We start from the raw sequence: 23380 nt of genomic DNA, 5'->3' as shown, positions 1-23380 counted from the left end.
CGTTTCGTTGCCTAAAGCAACCATAAGTCCAGATGGTTGAGTAAGGCAACTTTTACCCGGGCAAACAAAAACCCGGCCCACCCGGGACCGGGCCCGCACCGCCACCGGATCACGCCGCCACCGGGTCACACCGCCATGGCCTGCGCCGCCACGTCGTTGAAGCGCCGCAGCAGGTCCGCGAACTGCACCACGTCCTCGCGCTCCCAGGCGCCCATCAGCTCCCGGAAGCGGTCCATCCGGTCGTCCCGGGCGCGCAGGTAGCGCGAGGCGCCGTCCTCGGTCAGCGACACCAGCGAGGAGCGCCGGTCGTGCGGATCCACCTCGCGGCGCACCAGCCCGAGCGCCTCCAGGTGCTTGACCTGCCGGCTGATCGAGGCCTTGCCGACCCCGAAGTGCACGCCGATGTCGGTCAGCCGCACCCGCCCGGCCTCCTCGATGAACGCCAGCATCCCGTAGCCGACGCCCTCCAGTTCCGGATGCACCCGGCGGGACATCTCGAACGCCCGCGCCCGGCCGCGCCGGAACAGCAGCGCCACCTCGCGCTCCACCGCACGAAAGGCCTGCTCCGCCGACTCCTGCTCACCCATGGCGCCAGTATCCCGCAGGCCGTGCCTCCCTCCCGCGAGAACTGCTTCATGCTATGAAGTGTCTGTTTCAATGATCTTTGCGGTGATTGATCACGACTTTGGAGGCCCCGGATGACCGCCCCGCGCCCCGGCTTCGCCGCGGAGGTCAAGGACGCGGTCACCCCCGCGCGGCCCTGCTGGTGTTCGCCGTCCTGCTGCTCCAGCTGGGCTTCGTGGCCAGCTACGTCGGCGCTCTGCACGACCCGTCCCCGCACCGGCTCTCCATCGCGGTGGTCGCCCCGGCCCGGGTCGCCCCGCAGCTGACCGCGGCCCTGGACGCCGTCCCGGACGAAGCCGTCCGCTCCAGCACCGCACCCGACCGGCAGACGGCCGTCACCCGCATCAAGGATCAGAAGATCTACGCCGCCTGGCTGTTCGACGCCGCTGGCAGCCGGGACACCCTGCTGGTCGCGAGCGCCCGCGGGCCGGCCGCCGCGACCGCCGCCGAGAAGATCGTCGGCAGCGTGGAGACGGCCCGGCAGCGGACGCTCACGGTCGAGGACGTGGTGCCGCTCGCCGCGGGCGACGCCGAGGGGCTGTCCTCCTTCTACCTGGTGGTCGGCTGGTGCGTGGGCGGCTACCTGGTCGCCTCGATCCTCGGCATCAGCGCCGGCTCGCGGCCCGCCAACACCGACCGGGCCCTGATCCGGCTCGGCACGCTCGCCCTGTACTCGGTGGCGGCCGGTATCGGCGGGGCCGTCATCACCGGCCCGGTCCTGGACGCACTGCCCGGCTCGATCTGGGCGCTCTGGGGGCTGGGCGCTCTGGTGGTCTTCGCCGTCGGGGCCTTCACCATGGCGATGGAGTGCCTGTTCGGCGTGGTGGGGATCGGGCTGGCGGTACTGATCTTCGTCGTGCTCGGCAACCCGAGCGCCGGAGGCGTCTTCCCGCCGCCGCTGATGCCGCCCTTCTGGCGGGCCATCGGTGCCTGGATCCCCAACGGCGCCGGCACCTCCGCGGCCCGCTCGATCGCCTACCTGGGCTCCACCGAACTGCTCGTCCCGTTCCTGGTGCTGGCCGCCTGGGCGGCGGTCGGCGTCGCCGTCACCCTGGTGGCCGTCGCCCGCCACCCGCACGGGCCCACCGCGCCGGACACCACCGCCGGCTGACCGGGCCGCCGAGCCGCTCCCCGCCCGTCGCCCGCCCGACGCGGACCCGTCCGTCCGCCGCTCGCTCAGGCCTCCGCCGCGGCGAAGCGGGCAGGGTCGGCCACCACGGCCCGGACGACGCCGGTGGCCGCGCCGAGCAGCGGGCCCCGGCGGCCCAGCGCGGAGGCCGACAGCCACTCCCCGGACCACGGCCGCACCGTGACCCTCGCCGCCAGTTCGGCCCGCATGGCCGGCAGCAGCCACTCGGCGAGTTCGGCGTAGCCGCCGCCGAGCACCACGGCCGCCGGGTCGAGCAGGTTGACCGCACCGGCGGCGGCCACGCCGAGGGCGGCCCCGGCGGCGGCCAGCGCCGCCCGGACCAGCTCGTCCCCGCCGGCCGCGCGGTCGGCGAGCAGCGCGACCCAGTCGTCGCCGGCGCCGGGGAGCCCGGCCGCGAGCAGGACCGCGGCCTCGCCGGCGTACTGCTCCAGGCAGCCGCGCGCCCCGCACGGGCAGCGCGGCCCGTCCGGGTGGACGGGGAGGTGGCCGAGTTCGCCGGCGTAGCCGCGGGCGCCGCGCAGCAGGCGGCCGCCGACCACGATGGCGGCGCCGATGCCGGCCTCGGCGGACACGTGCAGGAAGTCCTCCGGGCCGTCGCCGAGCCAGAGTTCGGCCAGACCGCCGAGGTTCGCCTCGTTGTCGATCTCGATCGGCAGGGCGGCCAACGCGTCGGCGCCGGCGGCGGCCAGGGCCTGCCGGAGACCCTCGGCGACGGGTTCGCCGGACCAGCCGAGGTTGGCCGCCCGTTCGACGGTGCCCTCGGTGGCGCCGACCAGGCCCGGGACGGCGACGGTCAGTCCGGCCGGGTCGAGCCGGGCGGCCGCGGACACGTCGCGCAGCAGGGCGGCCAGGTCGGCCAGCACCTCCGCCGGCCGGCGGCCGCGGTTGGACACGTCGCGGCGGCGCCAGCCGCGGACCTCCCCGCGCAGGTCGACCACGCAGGCCGCCAGGTGCTCGACGCCGATCTCGCCGCCGAGTCCGGCCGGCCCCTGCGGGTCGAGGGCCAGCGCGGTGCCGGGTCTGCCGACTCTGCCGCTGGGCGCGGCGGGTCCGCACTCGGCGACCAGTCCCGCCGCCGACAGCTCGTCCACCAGGGAGGAGACCGCCGCCCTGGTGAGGCCGGTGGCGGCGGCGACGTCCGCGCGGGAGCGCGGGCCGGCCGCGAATTCGCCGAGCACCAGGGCCAGGTTCGCCCGGCGCATGCCCTGCTGGCTGGCGGGTTGGGCCCGCCGCGACTCCGTCTCCCGCATCCCCGGTTCACCTCTCGTTCCGCGACCGAACACCTGGTCGGTCGCTTGCAGCGTAGCGGCGGGCGCCGCGGGGACACCCGCCGTCGGCGGTTCGGACACGCAGCAGTGCGTGCGGTCAGCGGTCTGGGCCCGCCAGCAGCGGCCGGCCGGCCGCCAGCACGCCGGCGATCCGGGCGAGTGCCGCGTCGTCCCGGTCGACCGGGTCGAGGACGGGGCCCGCGGCCGTGTCCCAGCGGCGGGCGATCCGGGCCGGGTGCTCACCGGTGAGCAGGCCGGCGGCCTGGGCGGCGGCGCCGAGGGCGACCAGTTCGCCGGCCTCCGGGACCTGGACGGCCCGGCCGGACAGCCGGCGGACGGTGTCCTGCCAGGCGCGGCCGCGCGCGCCGCCGCCGATGAGCAGCAGCGGTTCGTCGCCGGGGCGCTCGCCGCCCGCGGCGAGGACCTCGTCCAGGGCGGCGAGCAGCGCGTACGCGGCGCCGTCGTACGCGGCCTGGAGCAGCTGGCCGGGGGTGGTGGTGTGCCGCAGGCCGTGGATCAGCCCGGCGGCGTGCGGCAGGGCGGGGGTGCGCTCACCGTCGAGGAAGGGCAGCACGACGGCGTCCCCGCCGGGTTCGACGGCCTGCCGGTCGCGGCCGAGCAGGGTGGCGAGCCGGTCGACGGCGAGGGTGCAGTTGAGCGTGCAGGCCAGCGGCAGCCAGTCGTCGTGGGCGGCGGCGAAGCCCGCCACGGTGCCGCTGGGGTCGGCGGGCCGGCCGCGGGTGACGGCGTAGACGGTGCCGGAGGTGCCGAGCGAGAGGGCGGGGCGGCCGTACGCGGCGCCGGGGCCGCCGCCGAGTCCGAGGCCGAGGGCGGCGGCGGCGTTGTCACCGGCGCCGAGGGCGACGGGCGTGCCGGGACGCAGGCCGGCGATCGGGGCGCGGACCTCGCCGGCGGCGGCGCCGACCGGGGCGAGCGCGGGCAGCAGCGCGGGATCGAGGCCGACCAGGTCGAGGATGCCGGTGTCCCAGCCGTGCTCGCCCCACCAGCCGGTGCCGGAGGCGTCGCTGCGCTCCGCGGTGGCGCGGCCGGTGAGCCGTTCGGTCAGGTACTCGTGCGGGAGCCGGACGGCGGCGACCTTGTCGGCCAGGCCCTGGTCGCGCAGCCAGGCCCATTTGGTGACGGTGAAGGAGGCTCCGGGGAGGCTGCCGGTGCGGCGGGCCCACTCGGCGGGGCCGAGCGCCTCGACGAGGCGTTCGGCCTGGGCGGCGGAGCGAGTGTCGTTCCACAGCAGGGCGGGGTGGACGGGTTCGCCGTCCGCGTCGAGGGCGACCAGGCCGTGCTGCTGGCCGCCGATGGCGAGGGCCTCGGCGCGGTCCGCGTGGCCGGTGCCGGCGACCGCCTCCTCCAGTGCGCGCCACCACTGGCGGGGATCGCTCTCGCGGGCGCCGTCGACGCCGGCGACGGTGTGGGCCGCGCGGCCCTCGCCGAGCACCGCACCGGTGTCGGTGTCGACCGCGAGGGCCTTGGTGGACTGGGTGGAACTGTCCACTCCGATGACGATCCGTGCCATGCGTCTCTCTCCGTCCGCGCGCCGGGGCTTCCCATCCGTGCCTGGGGATATTAGTTTGTTTTTCGCCCTGACGAATAGACCCTCGGCAGAATCCGGAGCCCCGCCATGCCCACCCCCACCCCCGCTGACAAGTTCACCTTCGGCCTGTGGACCGTCGGCTGGCAGGGCCGCGACCCGTTCGGCGACGCCACCCGTCCGGCCCTGGACCCGGTCGAGACGGTGCACCGCCTGGCCGGACTCGGCGCGTACGGCGTGACCTTCCACGACGACGACCTGATCCCGTTCGGCTCCACGGACGCCGAGCGCGACGCGATCGTCAAGCGCTTCCGGGCCGCCCTGGACACCACCGGCCTGGCCGTCCCGATGGCGACCACCAACCTGTTCACCCACCCGGTCTTCAAGGACGGCGCCTTCACCGCCAACGACCGCGACGTGCGCCGCTACGCGCTGCGCAAGACCATCCGCAACATCGACCTGGCCGTGGAGCTGGGCGCCACCACCTACGTGGCGTGGGGCGGCCGGGAGGGCTCCGAGCACGGCGCCAGCAAGGACGTCCGGGTGGCCCTGGACCGGCTCAAGGAGGCCTTCGACCTGCTCGGCGAGTACGTCGAGCAGCAGGGCTACGACCTGCGGTTCGCCATCGAGCCCAAGCCGAACGAGCCCCGCGGCGACATCCTGCTGCCGACCGTCGGCCACGCGCTGGCGTTCATCAACAGCCTGGAGCGCCCGGACCGGGTCGGCCTCAACCCGGAGGTCGGCCACGAGCAGATGGCCGGTCTGAACTTCACCCACGGCATCGCCCAGGCGCTGTGGCACGGCAAGCTCTTCCACATCGACCTGAACGGCCAGTCCGGCATCAAGTACGACCAGGACCTGCGGTTCGGCGCCGGCGACCTGCGCAGCGCCTTCTGGCTGGTCGACCTGCTGGAGTCGGCGGGCTACGAGGGCCCGCGGCACTTCGACTTCAAGCCGCCGCGCACCGAGGACTTCGACGGGGTGTGGGCCTCGGCCGAGGCCTGCATGCGCAACTACCTGCTGCTCAAGGAGAAGGCGCTGGCCTTCCGGGCCGACCCGGCCGTCCGGGACGCGCTGCGGGCGGCCCGGCTCGACGAGCTGGCCGCTCCGACCGCCGCGGACGGCCTGGACGCCCTGCTCGCCGACCGCGCGGCCTTCGAGGAGTTCGACGTCGAGGCCGCCGCCGCCCGCGGCATGGCCTTCGAGCAGCTCGACCAGCTGGCCATGGACCACCTGCTCGGCGCCCGCTGAGCCGGTGGCCGCGCGGCGGCCGCCCGCCGGCGGAGCTCAGACCCGTTCGGGTGCGAGCTCCTCGGCGGGCGGCTGCAGCCTGCTGCGGGTGAACACCCAGCGGTTCATCGCCCAGTAGCGGAACACCATCGCCAGCAGGGTGCCGACGATCATGCCGCTGAGGAAGTCGGCGCCCTCCTGCACGGCGTGCGAGACGTCCGGCTCACGGAAGTCCAGCACGTAGCGGGAGAACACCAGCGGCACGTCGTTGACGGCGATCGCCAGCGCGCTCACCACGAAGAACAGGATCGCCTCGCGCTGCTTGCCGTTCGCCCGGAAGGACCACTGGCGGTTCAGCACGTAGGACACGACCGTGGCCACCACCGTGGCGACGGTGAGCGCCACGACCGGCTTGGACTGCAGCACCGTGAGCTTCAGCCCGAGGTCGATGACCGTGGTCAGCACGAAGCAGGTACCGCCGACCAGGGCGAACTTCACCAGCTTGCGGTGCTGCACCAGGAACGGCTTGTACCGCTCCGGGACTCGGGCGAGGGCCCGCTGCGTAGGGGACGGCATTTCGGCAGTGTCGCACGCGGACGTTTCGCGCGGGTGCCCGGACGGTCCGCACGGGGATCCGCTTTCCGGCGCCGGCGATCCTCGGCGCGCCCGTGGTGGTGCCCTGGAGCACGACGCCGCCCGGTGCGATCGACCCGACCCCATCTGCAGGGTGTCGTAGCGGAAGCCGCTGCCCAGCCACGCCGTCCGCACCACCCGGCCGGTCGCCGGGTCGATCTCGGCGCAGGAGTACGGGTCGAGGACGGAGGTCGCGGTCGTCCCCGGGATCACCGGGTCGCGCAGCACGGTGTGGATCAGCCCGTCCGCGCCGGACGTCGGGTCGACGGCTCGGGTGGGCGTGGCGATCCGTGGCCGTCGGCAGTCCGGGCAGGCCGACGGGGCGCGGGTGATCGCTCACCCGCGCCCCTTGCCCCGTTCCCGGGCCCTGCCGCGGCCCGCCTCCGCTACGCCGCGGCGACCAGCACCTCGGCCGGCTCCAGGGCCAGCTCCAGCACCTCCCGGACGTCGGAGACCGGGTGCACGGTGAGGCGCTCCAGGACCTCGGCCGGGACGTCGTCCAGGTCGGCCTCGTTGCGCTTCGGGATGATCACCGTGGTGACGCCCGCCCGGTCGGCGGCGAGCAGCTTCTGCTTCACCCCGCCGATCGGCAGCACCCGCCCGGTCAGCGACACCTCACCGGTCATCGCGACGTCGGTGCGCACCTTGCGCCCCGACAGCAGCGAGGCCAGCGCGGTCGTCATGGTGACACCGGCGCTCGGGCCGTCCTTGGGGACGGCGCCGGCCGGGACGTGCAGGTGGATGCCGCGCTCCCGCAGCCCGGTGACCGGCAGCTCCAGCTCGGCGCCGCGCGAGCGCAGGTAGGAGAGCGCGATGTGCGCGGACTCCTTCATCACGTCGCCCAGCTGCCCGGTCAGGGTCAGGCCGGTGGAGCCGGTCTCGGCGTCCGCCAGCGAGGCCTCGATGTAGAGGACGTCGCCGCCGGCGCCGGTCACCGCGAGGCCGGTCGCCACGCCGGGGACGGCGGTGCGCCGCTCGGCCGGCTCCTGTGCCGCCTCGGGGGTGTGGTGCGGCCGCCCGATGAGGGCCCGCAGGTCGTCCGCGCCGATCGCGGCCGGCAGGTCGCGCTCGCCGAGCTCGCTCTGCGCGGCGATCTTCCGCAGGATCCGGGCCACCGTCCGCTCCAGGTTCCGCACGCCCGCCTCGCGGGTGTACTCCCCGGCGAGCCGGCGCAGCGCCGCCTCGTCGAGGGCGACCTCGTCGGTCTTCAGCCCGGCGCGCTCCAGCTGCCGGGGCAGCAGGTGGTCGCGGGCGATGACGACCTTCTCGTCCTCGGTGTAGCCGTCGAGCCGCACCAGCTCCATCCGGTCGAGCAGCGGCTCCGGGATGGCCTCCAGCACGTTGGCGGTGGCGAGGAAGACCACGTCGGAGAGGTCGAGCTCGACCTCCAGGTAGTGGTCGCGGAAGGTGTGGTTCTGGGCCGGGTCGAGGACCTCCAGCAGGGCCGCGGCCGGGTCGCCGCGGTAGTCCGAGCCGACCTTGTCGATCTCGTCGAGCAGCACGACCGGGTTCATCGTGCCGGCCTCCTTGATCGCCCGGACGATCCGGCCGGGCAGCGCGCCCACGTAGGTGCGCCGGTGGCCGCGGATCTCCGCCTCGTCCCGGACGCCGCCGAGCGCCACCCGGACGAAGGAGCGGCCCATCGCGCGGGCGACGGACTCGCCGAGCGAGGTCTTGCCCACGCCGGGCGGGCCCACCAGGGCCAGCACCGCGCCGCCGCGGCGGCCGCCGACCAGCCCGAGGCCGCGGTCGGCCCGGCGCTTGCGGACGGCCAGGTACTCGACGATGCGGTCCTTCACGTCGGTGAGGCCCGCGTGGTCGGCGTCCAGCACCGCACGGGCGCCGGCGATGTCGTAGGCGTCCTCGGAGCGCTCGCTCCAGGGCAGCTCCAGCACGGTGTCCAGCCAGGTGCGGATCCACGAGCCCTCCGGGGAGGCGTCGGAGGAGCGCTCCAGCTTGTCGACCTCCTTGAGGGCGGCCTCGCGGACCTTCTCGGGCAGGTCGGCGGCCTCGACCCGGGCCCGGTAGTCGTCCTCCTCGGTGCCGGACTCGCCGTTGAGCTCGGCCAGCTCCTTGCGGACGGCCTCCAGCTGGCGGCGGAGCAGGAACTCCTTCTGCTGCTTGGCCACGCCCTCCTCGACGTCCTTGCGGATGGTGTCGTTGACCTCCTCCTCCGTGAGGTGGTCGCGCAGCAGGGTGAGCGCGTACTCCAGGCGGGCCAGGCGGTCGGCCTCCAGCAGCACCTTGAGCTTCTGCTCGGCGGTGGCGAAGGGGGCGTAGCCGATGTTGTCGGCGAGGTCGCCGACGTCCTCGATGGCGGCGACCCGGTCGACGATCTGCCAGGCGCCGCGCTTGCGCAGCCACTGGGTGGACAGCGACTTGTACTCCTTGACCAGCTCGGCGGCGCGGCCGGCCACGGCGGTGCCCTCGGCGGACTCCTTGAACGGTGTGGTCTCGACCCAGAGCGCGGCGCCGGGGCCGGTCGTCCCGGAGCCGATCCGCACCCGGCGGACGGCCCGGACGAGGGCGGCGGGGTCGCCGTCGGCGAGCCGGCCGACCTGTTCGACGGTGGCGAGGGTGCCGACGGCGGCGTACGAGCCGTCGAGCCGCGGGACGAGCAGCACCTGGGGCTTGGCCGTCGACGCCGCCGCCCGGGCGGCCTCGACGGCGGCGCGGACCTCGGTGTCGGACAGGTCGAGCGGGACGACCATGCCCGGGAGCACCACCTCGTCGTCGAGCGGCAGCACGGGCAGGGTGAGCGGAACGGACGTCGATGCCATGATCTCTCCCCAGTCAGCGAAGTTGAGCTGACCTGACTAAGGATTGGCGAGGCGCGGATGTTCCCCGGAGGCTGTTCGCTCTGGGCGATCGGCCGGGCACGGCCCGGCTGGCGGGGAGAACCCGCAGGTCGGGGCGGGTGTCAGACCCGGGCCGGCGCGGCCTGCGGCCGGCTGCGGCGGCGGGCCGGGCGGCGCAGCGGACGCCGGGGCGGGCGGGGGCCCCGGCGCAGCGGACGCCACAGGGCGAGGCCGATCAGCAGTGCCACCGGGTGGCCGACGCCGGTGACCAGGTCCGGGTCCTGGAGGAGCTGGTTGCCGACCACGGTGGCGGCGACCGCCAGGGCGAGCGCCCGGCCGCGGGGGCCAGCAGGCCGGCCAGCGCGCCGAGGCTGGCGAGGACGCCGTAGCTGACGCCGATGTCCAGGGCGTCGAGCAGGTCGTCGCCCTGGGCGCCGAGGGCCACCGCCGCGAGGACGACGCCCTGGGAGAGCAGGGTGGCCCCGACGTGCCCGGCGGCGAGGACGCCGGCGGCGCGGCGGCCGCCGACCCGGCGCTCCAGCGGCGCGACGGTGACCGCGACGGCCCACAGGTACGGCGTCCAGAGCGGCCCGGCGACCCAGCACCCGCTGGTGACCAGCGCCAGCACCGGGTGGTGCGCCAGGTTGTGGACGTCGGTGCTGGAGAGCGCCTGGAGCCGGCGGACGAGCTGCGGGTCGGCGAGGTGCGCGAAGAGCGTGGTGCCGAGCAGCAGCGCGAGGTAGAGGAGCGCGAAGGGGTTGCGCCGGGGGTGGGCAGGGCGCGCACCACCAGGTCGCGAGCCCGTGCGTACGGACCCGGGACGCCTGCGCCGGTGTCCGCCATCGGTCCTCCGTCCGCCGGAACGCGCGCCGTGCGCCCCCCGCCAAACGTACCGAGGGCGTGCACGGCCGCGCGCGGGATGCACCCGCGGAGGACACCGCTCGCCCTTGTCGTGCCCACGATACGTTCCGCATCTGGGAGTCCGCTGGGTAAGTGCTGTGAAGAATGCCTGAGGTTCGGTGAACGTCCGGCGCCGCTTGGTCCGTACCAGCCGTCCGTTCACGGACGAACGGTCCAGCGGTAAGCGGCGAATCGCGGGTCAAGGCACATACAGGCCGTTACAGGTGCGTTTTTCGCCCGGTAAGGTATCGCCCCGTGCCCGGTCCCGGAGCGGGACGGTATTCGGCCATGGGCCGGAAATGCCCCGTCCACCTGCCGGAACGCGCACGGTGTCCGTACCCTGCCAGGAGTGCGGACGGGGTGCGTGGCAGACACGGCGCATCCACGCCGCACGGCGTGCCGACGGCGGAACGGCACACGGCCGGCACAGCAGGCCGGGCACAGCCCACGACGGAACAAGACGACTACGACGCGGCGCCCGCCACCCCCACAGGTGGCCGGCCCGCAGCCCTGGGGGCGGTGGCGTGACCGTGACAGAAATTCAGCAGGAGACCGGCGGCGGCAATCCGGTCGGAACACAGCGACGGGTCCTGGTGGTGGAGGACGAACCCACCATCGCCGAGTCCATCGCCGCCCGGCTGGGCGCGGAGGGCTTCAAGGTCGCCGTGGCCCACGACGGGCCCGGCGCGGTGGACGGCTTCCACACCTGGCAGCCCGACCTCGTCGTGCTCGACATCATGCTGCCCGGCTTCGACGGGCTGGAGGTGTGCCGCCGGATCCAGGCCCAGCGCCCGGTGCCGGTGCTCATGCTGACCGCGCGCGACGACGAGACGGACCTGCTGGTCGGCCTCGGCGTCGGCGCGGACGACTACATGACCAAGCCGTTCTCGATGCGCGAGCTGGCGGCCCGGGTCAACGTGCTGCTGCGCCGCGTGGAGCGCGCCCAGCAGGCGGCCAGAACGCCGGCGCTCGGCTCGCTGCGCTTCGGCGACCTGGAGATCGACCACGTGCAGCGCCGGGTGCGGCTCGGCTCGGGCGACGTCCACCTCACGCCGACCGAGTTCGACCTGCTCGCCTGCCTGGCCGCACAGCCGCGCGCGGTGCTCACCCGCGAGCAGCTGCTCGCGGAGGTCTGGGACTGGACGGACGCCTCGGGCACCCGCACGGTCGACAGCCACGTCAAGGCGCTGCGCCGGAAGATCGGTGCCAGCTGGATCCGCACGGTGCACGGCGTCGGGTACGCCCTGGAGGCACCGCTCTCGTAGCACTTCCTCCTACGGCCGCGCGCCGAGGGCTGGGCCACCGGGGGCCCACGCTCTCCCTGCCGCGAGGCCGGGATCTGGGGCACCATGACCTTTCCACAGCAACGCAACGGACACGCCGAGCCGTGTCCGCGCCCCGGCCTGGCCGGCCGGGCGGCCCGCCGGGTGTGGGCCGACATGCGGCCGTTCGACCCGGTGCGCTCCATCAAGGGCAAGCTCGCCCTGCTGGTGATCGTCTCCGTCTTCCTGGCCACCGGGATGGTGGTCGTCGCGATCCGGTCCGAGACGCAGATCCGGATCATCATGATCTTCTCGATGATCGCCTCGCTGCTGTTCATGCAGTTCCTCGCGCACGGGCTGACCGCACCGCTGCGCGCGATGACCGCCGCCGCACGCGCGATGGCCCGCGGCGACTACAGCACCCGGGTGGACACCTCCTCCCGTGACGAGATCGGCGAGCTCGCCGACTCCTTCAACCGGATGGCGGCCGACCTGGAGGCCGCGGACCGGCACCGCCGCGAACTGATCGCCAACGTGTCGCACGAGCTGCGCACCCCGATCGCCGCCCTGCGGGCCGTCCTGGAGAACGTGGTCGACGGCGTCGTCCAGCCGGAGCCCAAGACGCTCGGCGCCGCCCTGGAGCAGACCGAGCGGCTCGGCCGGCTGATCACCCACCTGCTGGACCTGTCCAAGCTGGACGACGGCGTCGTCCCGCTGGACACCCGCCCGTTCGAGGTCCGGCCGTTCCTGGACGGCGTGCTCCGCGGGGTCACCGTGGACGGCGCGACCGCCGGCGGCGCGTACGGGCGCCGCGGCGACCTGCAGCTGAGCCTGGACGTCCGGCCGACCGGCCTGACCGCGGTGGCGGACGAGGAGCGCCTGCACCAGGTGGTCGCCAACCTCGTCGACAACGCCTGCAAGCACTCGCCGGCCGGCGGCACCGTGACAGTGCGGGCCAGGCCGGGCGAGGAGCCGGGCGGGCTGCTCCTCCAGGTCGAGGACCAGGGGCCGGGCATCCCCGCGCAGGACCGCGAGCGGGTGTTCGAGCGGTTCGGCCGCAGCGGCTCCGCGACCGCCCTGGGGCCGGGCAGCGACGGCGGCACCGGGCTGGGGCTGGCGATCGCCCGCTGGGCCGTCGACCTGCACGGAGGCGAGATCCGGGTCGGCGAGGCGGCGCGCGGCTGCCGGATCGAGGTCACCCTGCCGGGCGCCACGCCGGTGCCCGGCTAGGCCCTCCCAGTTGTCACACAACTGGGACAAACGGGGCCGGTCCGCCGTCGGACCGGCCCCGACCCAAGCTCCGCGTACGTATTGTCCGACTTTGGGACGATAATGACGGCGAGCGAAGGTGGCCGGTTCCCCGCCTCCGCGGGTTTCTAACGCACACAATCAGCCAAAATGAGGCCCACCACTGTGATCTGGGCGACGCCTGGCCAGGGGGACTGCGCGATCACTGGTCGGAGGCGTAGCCTTAATCCCCGCTGTCCACCATCCCAAAAGGAAGCGGAAGAGGGCGGTTGCCCCGATGTCGCCACACCCTGAAACCCCCAGCTCGGCAAGCTCCACCACTGGCTTCGGCCCCAATGAGTGGCTCGTCGACGAGATCTACCAGCAGTACCTCCAGGATCCCAACTCGGTCGACCGAGCCTGGTGGGACTTTTTCGCCGACTACAAGCCCGGTACCGAGGTGACTCCAGTGACCCAGGCCGCAACCCAGGTCGGCCCCACGCCGACCCCCGTTGCTGCTCCTGCCGCCGCTGCCGCTCCGGCGGCGCCCGCACCCGCTGCACCGGCCACGCCGGTCCAGCCGGCGCCCGCGCCGCTCGCTGCAGCCCCTGCCGCGCCGCCCGCGCCGAAGGCCGCCGCTCCGGCAGCCCCCGCGCCCGCCGCCCAGGGCCCCGAGCTCGTCCCGCTGCGAGGTCCGGCGAAGGCCGTGGCCACCAACATGGACGCCTCGCTGGAGGTGCCGACCGCGACGTCGGTGCGTGCCGTCCCGGCCAAGCTGCTGATCGACAACCGCATCGTCATCAACAACCACCTGCAGCGCGCCCGCGGTGGCAAGGTCTCCTTCACCCACCTGATCGGTTACGCCCTCGTCCAGGCCATCAAGGCCTCGCCGGGCATGAACCACAGCTACAAGGTGGAGGACGGCAAGTCCTACCTGGTCAAGCCCGACCATGTGAACCTCGGCCTGGCGATCGACCTGGTCAAGCCGAACGGTGACCGCCAGCTCGTCGTCGCGGCCATCAAGAAGGCCGAGACGCTCGACTTCTTCGGCTTCTGGCAGGCCTACGAGGACATCGTCCGCCGGGCCCGCGCCAACAAGCTGACCATGGACGACTTCACCGGCGTCACGGTCTCGCTGACCAACCCCGGCGGCATCGGCACCGTGCACTCCGTGCCGCGCCTGATGCAGAACCAGGGCACCATCGTCGGCGTCGGCGCCATGGAGTACCCGGCCGAGTTCCAGGGCTCCTCCGCGGACACCCTGGCCCGCCTGGGCATCTCCAAGATCATGACGCTGACCTCGACCTACGACCACCGGGTCATCCAGGGCGCGGCGTCGGGCGAGTTCCTGCGCACCATCCACCAGCTCCTGCTGGGCGAGCACGGCTTCTACGACGAGGTCTTCGAGTCGCTGCGGATCCCGTACGAGCCGGTCCGCTGGGCGACCGACGTCGCCACCACCCACGACGACGAGGTCAACAAGACCGCCCGCGTCATGGAGCTCATCCACGCGTACCGCGTGCGCGGCCACCTGATGGCCGACACCGACCCGCTGGAGTACAAGCAGCGCAAGCACCCCGACCTGGACGTCGTCCAGCACGGGCTGACCCTGTGGGACCTGGAGCGCGAGTTCGCGGTCGGCGGCTTCGGCGGCCAGCGGATGATGAAGCTGCGCGACATCCTCGGCCTGCTGCGCAACACGTACTGCCGCACCGTCGGCATCGAGTACATGCACATCCAGGACCCGAAGCAGCGCAAGTGGCTGCAGGAGCGCCTGGAGAAGCCGTACACCAAGCCCGAGCGCGAGGAGCAGCTGCGCATCCTGCGCCGGCTGAACTCCGCCGAGGCCTTCGAGACCTTCCTGCAGACGAAGTACGTCGGCCAGAAGCGCTTCTCGCTGGAGGGCGGCGAGTCCCTCATCCCGCTGCTGGACGCCACCATCGACGCCGCCGCCGAGCACCGCCTCGACGAGGCCGTCATCGGCATGGCGCACCGCGGCCGCCTCAACGTGCTGGCGAACATCGTCGGCAAGCCGTACGCCCGGATCTTCGGCGAGTTCGAGGGCAACCTCGACCCGAAGTCCATGCACGGCTCCGGCGACGTCAAGTACCACCTGGGCGCCGAGGGCACCTTCACCGGCCTGGACGGCGAGACCATCAAGGTCTCGCTGGCGGCGAACCCGTCCCACCTGGAGACGGTCGACCCGGTCGTCGAGGGCATCGTCCGCGCCAAGCAGGACGTGCTGGACCAGGGCGGCACCACCTTCCCGGTGCTCCCGATCCAGGTCCACGGCGATGCGGCCTTCGCCGGCCAGGGCGTCGTCGCGGAGACCCTGAACATGTCGCAGCTGCGGGGCTACCGCACCGGCGGCACGATCCACCTGGTGGTCAACAACCAGGTCGGCTTCACCGCCGCCCCGGCGTCCTCGCGCTCGTCGATGTACTGCACCGACGTGGCCCGCATGATCGAGGCGCCGATCTTCCACGTGAACGGCGACGACCCGGAGGCCGTGGTCCGCGTCGCGCGGCTCGCCTTCGAGTTCCGGCAGGAGTTCCACAAGGACGTCGTCATCGACCTCATCTGCTACCGCCGCCGCGGTCACAACGAGGCCGACAACCCGTCGTTCACCCAGCCGCTGATGTACGACCTGATCGACAAGAAGCGCTCGGTGCGCAAGCTGTACACCGAGGGCCTGATCGGTCGCGGCGACATCACCATGGAAGAGGCGGAGCAGGCGCTCCAGGACTTCCAGGGCCAGCTGGAGAAGGTCTTCGCCGAGGTCCGCGAGGCTGCGAGCGCCCCGGCGCCGACCGCCGGCGGCAAGCCCGTCGCGGACTTCCCGGTGAACATCCGCACGGGCATCTCCGAGGAGATGGTCAAGCGGATCGCCGCCTCGCAGGTCAACCTGCCGGAGTGGCTGACCGTCCACCCGCGCCTGCTTCCGCAGCTGCAGCGCCGCGCCGCCTCGGTCGAGGACAACACCATCGACTGGGCGATGGGCGAGACCCTCGCCATCGGCTCGCTGCTGATGGAGGGCCACCCCGTCCGCCTGGCCGGCCAGGACAGCCGCCGCGGCACCTTCGGCCAGCGCCACGCCGTCCTCATCGACCGGACGACCGGCGAGGACTACACCCCGCTGCTCTACCTGACCGAGGACCAGGCCCGCTACACCGTCTACGACAGCCTGCTGTCGGAGTACGCGGCGATGGGCTTCGAGTACGGCTACTCGCTGACCCGGCCGAACGCGCTGGTCATGTGGGAGGCGCAGTTCGGCGACTTCGTCAACGGCGCGCAGACGATGGTGGACGAGTACATCGCGTCCGCCGAGCAGAAGTGGGGCCAGCACTCGGGCGTCACCCTGCTGCTGCCGCACGGCTACGAGGGCCAGGGCCCGGACCACTCGTCCGCCCGCCCGGAGCGCTTCCTCCAGCTGTGCGCGCAGAACAACATGACGGTCGCCATGCCGACCTCGCCGTCGAACTACTTCCACCTGCTGCGCTGGCAGGCGCACAACCCGCACCACAAGCCGCTGGTCGTCTTCACCCCGAAGTCGATGCTGCGTCTGAAGGCCGCGGCGTCCGCCACCACCGAGTTCCTGTCCGGCTCGTTCCGGCCGGTCATCGGTGACAGCACGGTGGACCCGGCGCAGGTGCGCAAGGTCGTCATCACCTCCGGCAAGTTCTACTACGACCTGGAGGCGTCCCGCACCGAGCGCGGTGTCACCGACACCGCGATCGTCCGGGTCGAGCGGCTCTACCCGCTGCCGGTGGCCGAGCTCCAGGAGGAGCTGAACCGCTACGGCGACGACGTCCAGTTCATCTGGGCGCAGGAGGAGCCGGCCAACCAGGGCGCCTGGCCGTTCATCGCGATGAACCTGGTCGACCACCTGCAGGTGGTCGTCGGCCGCAGCGCCGGCGGTCCCCGGCTGCGCCGTGTCGCCCGCACCGCGTCGTCCGCCCCGGCGGTCGGCTCGGCCAAGCGGCACGCCGCCGAACAGCAGGGCCTGCTGGACGAGGTCTTCTCGCTCTGAGCCGACCCGCTCCGCGGCACTCGTCCCGAGGCCCGGTCCCGCCGTCGCGGCGGGGCCGGGCCTCGGCCGTTGCCCACCCCCGGGGCGAGGTGACGGCCCGTCGGCCCGCCGCCGCGTCAGGTCGGTACGGTATGGGCGTCACGCCGCGTCCCAGGGGGAGTCCGCATGTCCACCGATCAGTTGCCGCCCGTGTTCCAGCCCCTGCTGCCGGAGGATCCCCGGGAGGTCGGCGGCTACCGGCTGTACGCCCGGCTGGGGGCGGGCGGCATGGGCCGGGTCTACCTGTCGTACACCCCGGGCGGGCGGCCGGTCGCCCTCAAGGTGGTGCGCCCGGAGTTCGCCGAGGACGGCGAGTTCCGGCGCCGGTTCGCGCAGGAGGTGACCAACGCCCAGCGGATCCACGGCCTCTACACGGCGCAGGTGATCGACTCCGGGCTGGACGCGGCGAGCCCCTGGCTGGTCACCGCCTACGTGCCGGGCCCCTCGCTGCAACAGGTGGTGCGCGAGCAGGGGCACTGCCCGTCCGCACCGTGCTGCTGCTGGTGGGCGGCATCGCCGAGGCGCTCCAGGCGATCCACGGCGTCGGCGTGGTGCACCGCGACCTCAAGCCGGCCAACGTGCTGGTCGCCGCCGACGGCCCGCGCGTGATCGACTTCGGCATCGCCCGGGCCGCCGACGCCACCGCGCTGACCGGAACCGGCTTCCGGATCGGCTCGCCCGCCTTCATGTCGCCCGAGCAGGCACAGGGCCGGCCGGTGACCGAGGCCACCGATGTCTTCGCGCTCGGCGCGCTGGCGGCGTACGTGGCGGGCGGCACGCCGCCGTTCGGCGAGGGCCCGGAGACGGCGGTGCTGTACCGGGTGGTGCACGAGCAGCCGGATCTCGGCGCCGTGCCGGACGAGGGCCTGCGCGCCCTGCTGGAGCGCTGCCTGGCGAAGGCCCCCGGGGACCGTCCGACGCCCGCCGCGATCATCGCCGCCGCCCGCAGCCACCCGGCGGTCGGCGGGGAGCTCAGGTTCGCCGACGACTGGCTGCCGGCCCGGGTCGGCACCGAGATCACCCGCCGCTCCGACCTGCCGCGGACCCCGCCGACCCCGCTGCCGGTGCCGCCCGCCGTCCCGCCGATGCCGACCGTGCCGGCCACCGCACCGTCCTTCGCCGCGCCCGTGCCCGCGCCGCAGGTCGGCCCGGTGGCCCCGCCGGTCGGTGCCTTCGGCCCGCCGCAGCCGCCCCTGCAGGCCCCGGCCGGGCCGGCCCCGCACCCGTTCGCCGCCCCGGCCGCCTTCGACACCCGGGCGCCGGCGGCGCCCGTACGGCGCGGCGTCTCGTGGAAGGCCCTGCTGGCCGTCGCGGTGGCGGCCGCGGTGGCCGGGACGGTGGCCGGTGTGTGGCTGATGAAGGACAGCGGCGCCGGGAACGGGACCGCTGGCGGGCGGGGGCGACGACCGGTGCGGCCGGCGCGTCCCCGAGCGGCGGCAAGGGGCCGGCGGCGGCTCCCGCCTCGTCCCCGGCCGCCGCCCCGAGCGGCTCCCCGGGCACGGACACCGGCGGCACCGGCACCCACTGGACGGAGGTCTACTCCGGCCGCGAGCTGGCCAGCCCGAGCTACACGTACGTCTTCGACCTGTCGAGCGGCAAGGTGGTCGCCGCCTCGGTCAGCCCGTCCTGGGCGCTGGAGCCGACCTACGGCCACTTCAACTGGTCGAGCAGTTCGGACGTCTACTTCACCAAGCAGGCGGAGCTGACCCCGGCCCAGTGCACCACCGGGATCGAGCAGGAGCCGCTGACCGAGATGAAGTACGACGACCTCCCGGTCGGCCGGCTGTTCTGCGTCCGCAACCGGGAGAACGGCGGGGTGGTGATCGGCAGGGTGCTGGAGCAGGGCAACGGCTCCACCGGCGCGGTCAAGGTCTCGCTCTCCTACTACCGCAACGACGCCTGATCCCCCAGGTCTATCCTGACCTGGTCACATCCCATCGGACCGGAGCGCACCGTGTACTTCACCGACCGCGGCATCGAGGAGCTGGCGAGCCGGCGCGGCGACGAGGAGGTCACCTTCGAGTGGCTGGCCGAGCGCCTGCGCGAGTTCGTCGACCTCAACCCGGACTTCGAGATCCCGGTCGAGCGGCTGGCCACCTGGCTGGCGCGGCTCGACGACGAGGACGAGGACTGAGCGCGGCAGGCGCGGGCGGCGGCCCGGGAGGCATTCGGCCTCCCGGGCCGTTGTCGTTCGCGAGGGGCGCTTGACTTCCGCGCCACGCGATATATCGTGTTTCTCATCGGGAACGCGATACATCGCGAACGGGAGACGGGGACACCATCATGAGCCAGTGGACGGTCGAAGGACCCGACAGGATCACCATCGACGAGCCGGTCGGCACCCTGCACGTGCGGATCATCGGAGGCGCCGTGAACGTGGTCGCCGCCGAGGGTCCCGCCCGGCTGGAGGTCGGCGAGCTGGAGGGCGAGCCGCTGCTCGTCACGCTGGCCGACGGCGTGCTGACGGTCGCGTACAAGGACCTCAGCTGGAGCGAGTTCGGCGAGACGGTCAAGTCGGTCCAGTCGGTCAAGTACTTCTTCGCCTCGCTGCGCCGCAAGCGCCGCGCCGTCGTCTCGCTGGCCGTTCCGGCCGGCTCCGACGTGAAGATCGGGACGGTCTCGGCCGACACCACGGTCTCCGGCATCAGCGGCCCGGTCGCCGTGCACGGGGCCAGCGGCGCCACCACCCTGGTCGACCTGACCGGCCGGATCCACGCCAACACCGTCTCCGGTGACGTCGACGCCCAGTCGGTGTCCGGCGAGCTCAAGGTCAACTCCGTCTCCGGCGGGCTCACCGTCGTGGCGGGCACGGCCGACAAGGTGCAGGCCAACACGGTCAGCGGCGCCGTCACCCTCGACCTCGACGTGCAGACCCCCACCGACATCAAGGTGACCACGGTCTCCGGCCCGGTCGGCGTCCGGCTGCCCTCGGTGGCCGACGCCAAGGTCGAGGCGGGCACCACCAGCGGCGACCTCACCAGCACCTTCACCGAGCTCACCGTCGGCGGCAGCTGGGGGGCCAAGCGGCTCTCCGGCCAGCTCGGCACCGGCACCGGCCGGCTCCAGGTCACCACCGTCTCCGGCGCCGTCACGGTGCTGCACCGCCCGGAGCCCGAGGACGAGGGCCCCGTCCTGGTCAAGGAGCTCCCGGTCGGCCCCGACCTCACCAAGGAGGCCTGAGATGAGCCCGGTGTTCGGGCACGGCCGGCTCCGGCTGTACCTGCTGAAGCTCCTGGACGAGTCCCCGCGCCACGGGTACGAGGTGATCCGCCTGCTGGAGGAGCGCTTCCAGGGCCTGTACGCCCCCTCGGCCGGCACCGTCTACCCGCGCCTGGCCAAGCTGGAGAAGGAGGGCCTGGTCGCCCACAGCACCGAGGGCGGCCGCAAGGTCTACCGGCTCACCGACGCCGGGCGCCGCGAACTGGCGGACCGTCAGGGCGAGCTCGCCGAGCTGGAGGTGGAGATCCGGGAGTCCGTCGCCCAGCTCGCCGGGGCGATCCGGGAGGACGTCCGCGACACCGCCAGGGACTTGCGCGAGGAGCTGTGGGGCGCCGCCCGGCAGGCCCCGCGGCCGGCCACCGCGTCCGGCGACCCGTGGGCGGGCCCGTGGGGCGACAAGGAGTCCTGGTACCGCGCTAAGGAGGAGTACGAGCGCTTCAAGACCCAGGCCAAGGAGCAGGCCAAGCGGGCCAAGGAGCAGGAGAAGGCCGCCAAGGCCCAGGCCAAGGCCGCCGAGGAGGAGGCCCGCCGGCTGCGCGAGCAGTCGAAGGCCGCCCGCAGCGCCACCCAGCAGGAGGCGCTGCGGATCAAGCGCCGGGTGGAGGAGCAGGTCCGCCGGCACGCCTCGCAGGGCGACTGGTCGACCGGCCTCAGCGAGGGCCTGGCCGAGCTGACCCGCAGTCTCGGCGGGCTGGCCGACGCCGCGAAGTGGGGCCATCCCGCCCCGTCCGAGGACGTCCGGATCACCCGGATCGACCTCGACAAGGACGACGCGGCCGAGGGCGGCGCACCGCAGGACGGCGCACCGGCCGAGGAGCTGCCGTCCTGGGCCCGGACGGACCCGGCCGGCGACCCCGCCCGGGAGCTGGAGCGGCTGCTCGACCGCTTCCGCGACCACGTCCGCGACACCGCCCGCGACCACGGGGTGACCCGCGACCAGCTGGCCCGCGCGCAGGCGGCCCTGGCGGCGGCGGCCGCCCGGCTGCTCGGGCGTTAGCACCTGATCCCGGAGCGGGGCGCGGCCGCACCGCGCCCCCGCTCCCGCGTGCCGCTACGGGTTCAGGACGATCTTGCCGAAGACCTCGCCCTCGGCCAGCCGGGCGAAGCCCTCGCGCGCCTCGGTCAGCGGCAGCACCGAGTCGATGACCGGCCGGACGCCGCTGTGGGCGCAGAGCGCGAGCAGGCCGGCCAGCTCCTCCTTGGTGCCCATGGTCGAGCCGACCACCTTGAGCTCCAGGAAGAAGATCCGGGTCAGTTCGACCGACGTCGGGTTGGGCCCGGACGTGGCGCCGGAGATGACGATGGTGCCGCCCGGGCGCAGCGACTTGACGGAGTGCGACCAGGTGGCGGCGCCGACCGTCTCCATCACCGCGTCGACCCGCTCGGGCAGCCGGGCGCCGCTCTCGAACGCCGCGTCCGCGCCGAGCGCGACGGCCCGGGCGCGCTTGGCCTCGTCCCGGCCGGTGACCCAGACCCGCAGGCCGGCCGCCTTGCCGAGGACCACCAGCGCGGTGGACACGCCGCCGCCGGCCCCCTGCACGAGGACGGTGTCGCCGGGCTTGACGCCGGCGTTGGTGAACAGCATCCGATAGGCCGTCAGCCAGGCCGTCGGCAGGCAGGCGGCCTCCTCGAAGCTGAGCTCGGCGGGCTTGGGCAGCAGGTTCCAGGTCGGCACCACGACCTGCTGGGCGAACGTGCCCTGGTAGCGCTCGGTCAGCAGGGAGCGCGGCTCGGTGGGTCCGACGCCGTGCCCGCTCTGGCCGATGACGGAGTGCAGGACGACCTCGTTGCCGTGCTCGTCGATCCCGGCGGCGTCGCAGCCGAGGATCATCGGCAGCCGCTCGGCGGGCAGGCCCACCCCGCGCAGGGACCACAGGTCGTGGTGGTTGAGGGTGGCGGCCTTCACCGTCACCGTGCTCCAGCCCTCGCGGGCGACCGGCTCGGGCAGTTCGCCCAGTTCGAGCGCGCTCAGCGGGTCGTCGGCGTCGATACGTGCGGCATAGGCAGCAAACATGGTCCGGACGATAGCCGCGCACGCCCGGGGCCCGGTACCACGCGGTGGTGTGACGCTCGCCGCGTGTCCCGGGCCCCTCGGAGTCTGCTACCTGCGTGCCACGCCCTCGGCACGGGCGGCCTCGGCGACGGCCTTGGTGACGGCCGGCGCGACCCGCTCGTCGAACGGCGAGGGGATCACCTTCTGCGGCGTCAGCTCGTCGGCGACGACGGCGGCGAGCGCCTTGGCCGCGGCCAGCTTCATGCCCTCGGTGATCCGGGTGGCCCGGACCTGGAGGGCGCCGGCGAAGATGCCGGGGAAGGCCAGCACGTTGTTGATCTGGTTGGGGAAGTCGGAGCGGCCGGTGGCCACCACGGCCGCGTACCGGTGGGCGACCTCGGGGTGGATCTCCGGGTTCGGGTTGGCCATCGCGAAGACGAAGCAGCCCTTCGCCATGGTGGCGACGACGTCCTCGGGGACGGTGCCGCCGGAGACGCCGATGAAGACGTCGGCGCCGTCCAGCGCGTCGGCCAGCGAGCCCTTGACCCCGGAACGGTTGGTCAGGGCGGCGATCTCCGCCTTGACGTCGGTGAGGTCGCCGCGGCCCTCGTACACGACGCCGCGGCGGTCGCAGACGGCCACGTCGCCGATGCCGGCGGCGACCAGCATCTTGGCGATCGCGATGCCCGCGGCGCCGGCGCCGGAGATGACCGCGCGCAGGCTGCCGATCTCCCGGCCCGTCACCTTGGCCGCGTTCCACAGGGCCGCGGTGGTGACGATCGCGGTGCCGTGCTGGTCGTCGTGGAAGATCGGGATGTCCAGGGCGTCCTGGAGTCTGCGCTCGATCTCGAAGCAGCGCGGCGCCGAGATGTCCTCCAGGTTGACGCCGCCGAAGGACGGCGCCAGCCGGACGACCGTCTCGACGATCTCGTCGACATCGGTGCAGGCGAGCGCGATCGGGACGGCGTCCACGCCGCCGAACTGCTTGAAGAGGATCGCCTTGCCCTCCATGACGGGCAGCGACGCCTCCGGGCCGATGTCGCCGAGGCCGAGGACGGCGGTGCCGTCCGTGACGACGGCGACCGTGTTGGCCTTCCAGGTGTAGTCGTTCACCAGCTCGGGCTGCTCGGCGATGGCGGTGCAGACCCGGGCCACACCCGGCGTGTAGGCGAGGGACAGGTCGTCCGCGTCGCGCACCGGAACGGTGGCCCGGACCTCCATCTTGCCGCCGCGGTGCAGCGCGAAGACGGCGTCGACCGGATCGTCGGTGTCCTGCGTATTGGGGTGGATGATCTCCGCTGCCACGTTGACCTCTTCGTCAATGATCAGCGAGGGCGCACGGGCCGACGGTCGTGGACCCCGCCCGCGTCGCCGCGAGGACGGCGACGGCGGGTACGCGGAACGCGTACCCGGAGGCCGGGGTCGGGCGCGGCCGCCGGGCTGCGCCCTCGGGTGAGGGTT

Annotated in this window: 19 protein-coding genes; 11 read left to right on the top strand and 8 right to left on the bottom strand. The window is 73.7% G+C overall.

The features are described 5' to 3' along the window. Positions 1-125: 125 nt before the first annotated feature. On the bottom strand, positions 126-587 hold the full coding sequence (locus tag ABEB13_RS25690) for a MarR family winged helix-turn-helix transcriptional regulator (RefSeq protein ID WP_345707374.1): 462 nt from the start codon (positions 585-587) through the stop codon (positions 126-128). 179 nt (positions 588-766) lie between these two features. On the opposite strand from ABEB13_RS25690, the gene ABEB13_RS25685 reads away from it, so the two are divergent. Then, a complete protein-coding gene (locus tag ABEB13_RS25685; RefSeq protein WP_345707373.1) occupies positions 767-1735 on the top strand; it encodes an ABC-2 transporter permease in 969 nt (322 codons plus the stop codon). 65 nt (positions 1736-1800) lie between these two features. On the opposite strand, the gene ABEB13_RS25680 is transcribed toward ABEB13_RS25685, so the two are convergent. Both ABEB13_RS25680 and xylB read right to left on the bottom strand, forming a co-directional pair. Then, positions 1801-3024, bottom strand: a complete 1224-nt coding sequence (locus tag ABEB13_RS25680; RefSeq protein WP_345707372.1) for an ROK family transcriptional regulator — start codon at positions 3022-3024, stop codon at positions 1801-1803. 115 nt (positions 3025-3139) lie between these two features. Continuing rightward, positions 3140-4573 carry a xylulokinase gene (gene xylB, locus ABEB13_RS25675; RefSeq protein WP_345707371.1) on the bottom strand — a complete coding sequence of 478 codons (1434 nt, stop codon included), beginning with the start codon at positions 4571-4573 and terminating at the stop codon, positions 3140-3142. A 105-nt stretch (positions 4574-4678) separates the two neighbouring features. Between xylB and xylA the strand changes: the two genes are divergently transcribed. After that, on the top strand, positions 4679-5839 hold the full coding sequence (xylA, locus tag ABEB13_RS25670) for a xylose isomerase (protein ID WP_345707370.1): 1161 nt from the start codon (positions 4679-4681) through the stop codon (positions 5837-5839). Between the two features lie 36 nt (positions 5840-5875). On the opposite strand, the gene ABEB13_RS25665 is transcribed toward xylA, so the two are convergent. The 3 genes from ABEB13_RS25665 to ABEB13_RS25650 form a co-directional block, all read right to left on the bottom strand. Then, complete coding sequence (locus ABEB13_RS25665) at positions 5876-6394, bottom strand: GtrA family protein (protein ID WP_100888557.1); 519 nt, start codon at positions 6392-6394, stop codon at positions 5876-5878. Between the two features lie 443 nt (positions 6395-6837). Then, positions 6838-9231, bottom strand: coding sequence for an endopeptidase La (gene lon, locus ABEB13_RS25655; RefSeq protein WP_345707369.1), 2394 nt, complete (start codon positions 9229-9231; stop codon positions 6838-6840). A 253-nt stretch (positions 9232-9484) separates the two neighbouring features. After that, positions 9485-10174 (bottom strand): rhomboid-like protein, encoded by a 690-nt coding sequence (locus ABEB13_RS25650; protein ID WP_345707368.1) that lies wholly within the window; start codon positions 10172-10174, stop codon positions 9485-9487. A gap of 505 nt (positions 10175-10679) precedes the next feature. Between ABEB13_RS25650 and ABEB13_RS25645 the strand changes: the two genes are divergently transcribed. The 9 genes from ABEB13_RS25645 to ABEB13_RS25610 all read left to right on the top strand — a co-directional run bounded on the left by ABEB13_RS25645 (position 10680) and on the right by ABEB13_RS25610 (position 20923). Then, a complete protein-coding gene (locus ABEB13_RS25645; protein WP_198524015.1) occupies positions 10680-11414 on the top strand; it encodes a response regulator transcription factor in 735 nt (244 codons plus the stop codon). An 84-nt stretch (positions 11415-11498) separates the two neighbouring features. After that, the gene (locus ABEB13_RS25640) at positions 11499-12641 is read left to right on the top strand and encodes a HAMP domain-containing sensor histidine kinase (protein ID WP_345707367.1); all 1143 of its coding nucleotides are present in this window, start codon (positions 11499-11501) and stop codon (positions 12639-12641) included. A gap of 295 nt (positions 12642-12936) precedes the next feature. Beyond that, positions 12937-16668 carry a multifunctional oxoglutarate decarboxylase/oxoglutarate dehydrogenase thiamine pyrophosphate-binding subunit/dihydrolipoyllysine-residue succinyltransferase subunit gene (locus ABEB13_RS25635; protein ID WP_345707366.1) on the top strand — a complete coding sequence of 1244 codons (3732 nt, stop codon included), beginning with the start codon at positions 12937-12939 and terminating at the stop codon, positions 16666-16668. Between the two features lie 165 nt (positions 16669-16833). Further along, a complete protein-coding gene (locus tag ABEB13_RS40755; protein WP_425559912.1) occupies positions 16834-17316 on the top strand; it encodes a protein kinase family protein in 483 nt (160 codons plus the stop codon). Beyond that, complete coding sequence (locus ABEB13_RS40750; RefSeq protein WP_425559911.1) at positions 17199-18413, top strand: protein kinase domain-containing protein; 1215 nt, start codon at positions 17199-17201, stop codon at positions 18411-18413. The genes ABEB13_RS40755 and ABEB13_RS40750 overlap by 118 nt, the downstream gene beginning before the upstream one ends. Then, on the top strand, positions 18308-18610 hold the full coding sequence (locus ABEB13_RS25625) for a hypothetical protein (protein WP_345707365.1): 303 nt from the start codon (positions 18308-18310) through the stop codon (positions 18608-18610). Before ABEB13_RS40750 ends, ABEB13_RS25625 begins: the two co-directional genes overlap by 106 nt. A gap of 51 nt (positions 18611-18661) precedes the next feature. After that, entirely contained in the window at positions 18662-18841 is a 180-nt protein-coding gene (locus ABEB13_RS25620; RefSeq protein WP_057226968.1) for a DUF6104 family protein, read from the top strand. A gap of 149 nt (positions 18842-18990) precedes the next feature. After that, positions 18991-19887, top strand: coding sequence for a DUF4097 family beta strand repeat-containing protein (locus ABEB13_RS25615; RefSeq protein ID WP_345707364.1), 897 nt, complete (start codon positions 18991-18993; stop codon positions 19885-19887). A gap of 1 nt (position 19888) precedes the next feature. After that, positions 19889-20923 carry a PadR family transcriptional regulator gene (locus ABEB13_RS25610; protein WP_345707363.1) on the top strand — a complete coding sequence of 345 codons (1035 nt, stop codon included), beginning with the start codon at positions 19889-19891 and terminating at the stop codon, positions 20921-20923. A 54-nt stretch (positions 20924-20977) separates the two neighbouring features. On the opposite strand, the gene ABEB13_RS25605 is transcribed toward ABEB13_RS25610, so the two are convergent. Then, on the bottom strand, positions 20978-21940 hold the full coding sequence (locus ABEB13_RS25605; RefSeq protein ID WP_345707362.1) for a zinc-binding dehydrogenase: 963 nt from the start codon (positions 21938-21940) through the stop codon (positions 20978-20980). Between the two features lie 87 nt (positions 21941-22027). Then, positions 22028-23224, bottom strand: a complete 1197-nt coding sequence (locus tag ABEB13_RS25600) for an NAD(P)-dependent malic enzyme (RefSeq protein WP_100888567.1) — start codon at positions 23222-23224, stop codon at positions 22028-22030. Between the last annotated feature and the right edge of the window lie 156 nt (positions 23225-23380).

This window comes from Kitasatospora paranensis, from assembly GCF_039544005.1.
Taxonomy (GTDB): domain Bacteria; phylum Actinomycetota; class Actinomycetes; order Streptomycetales; family Streptomycetaceae; genus Kitasatospora; species Kitasatospora paranensis.
The sequence above is the reverse complement of the archived record's forward strand: the minus strand, read 5'-3'. Positions and strand labels throughout refer to the sequence as shown.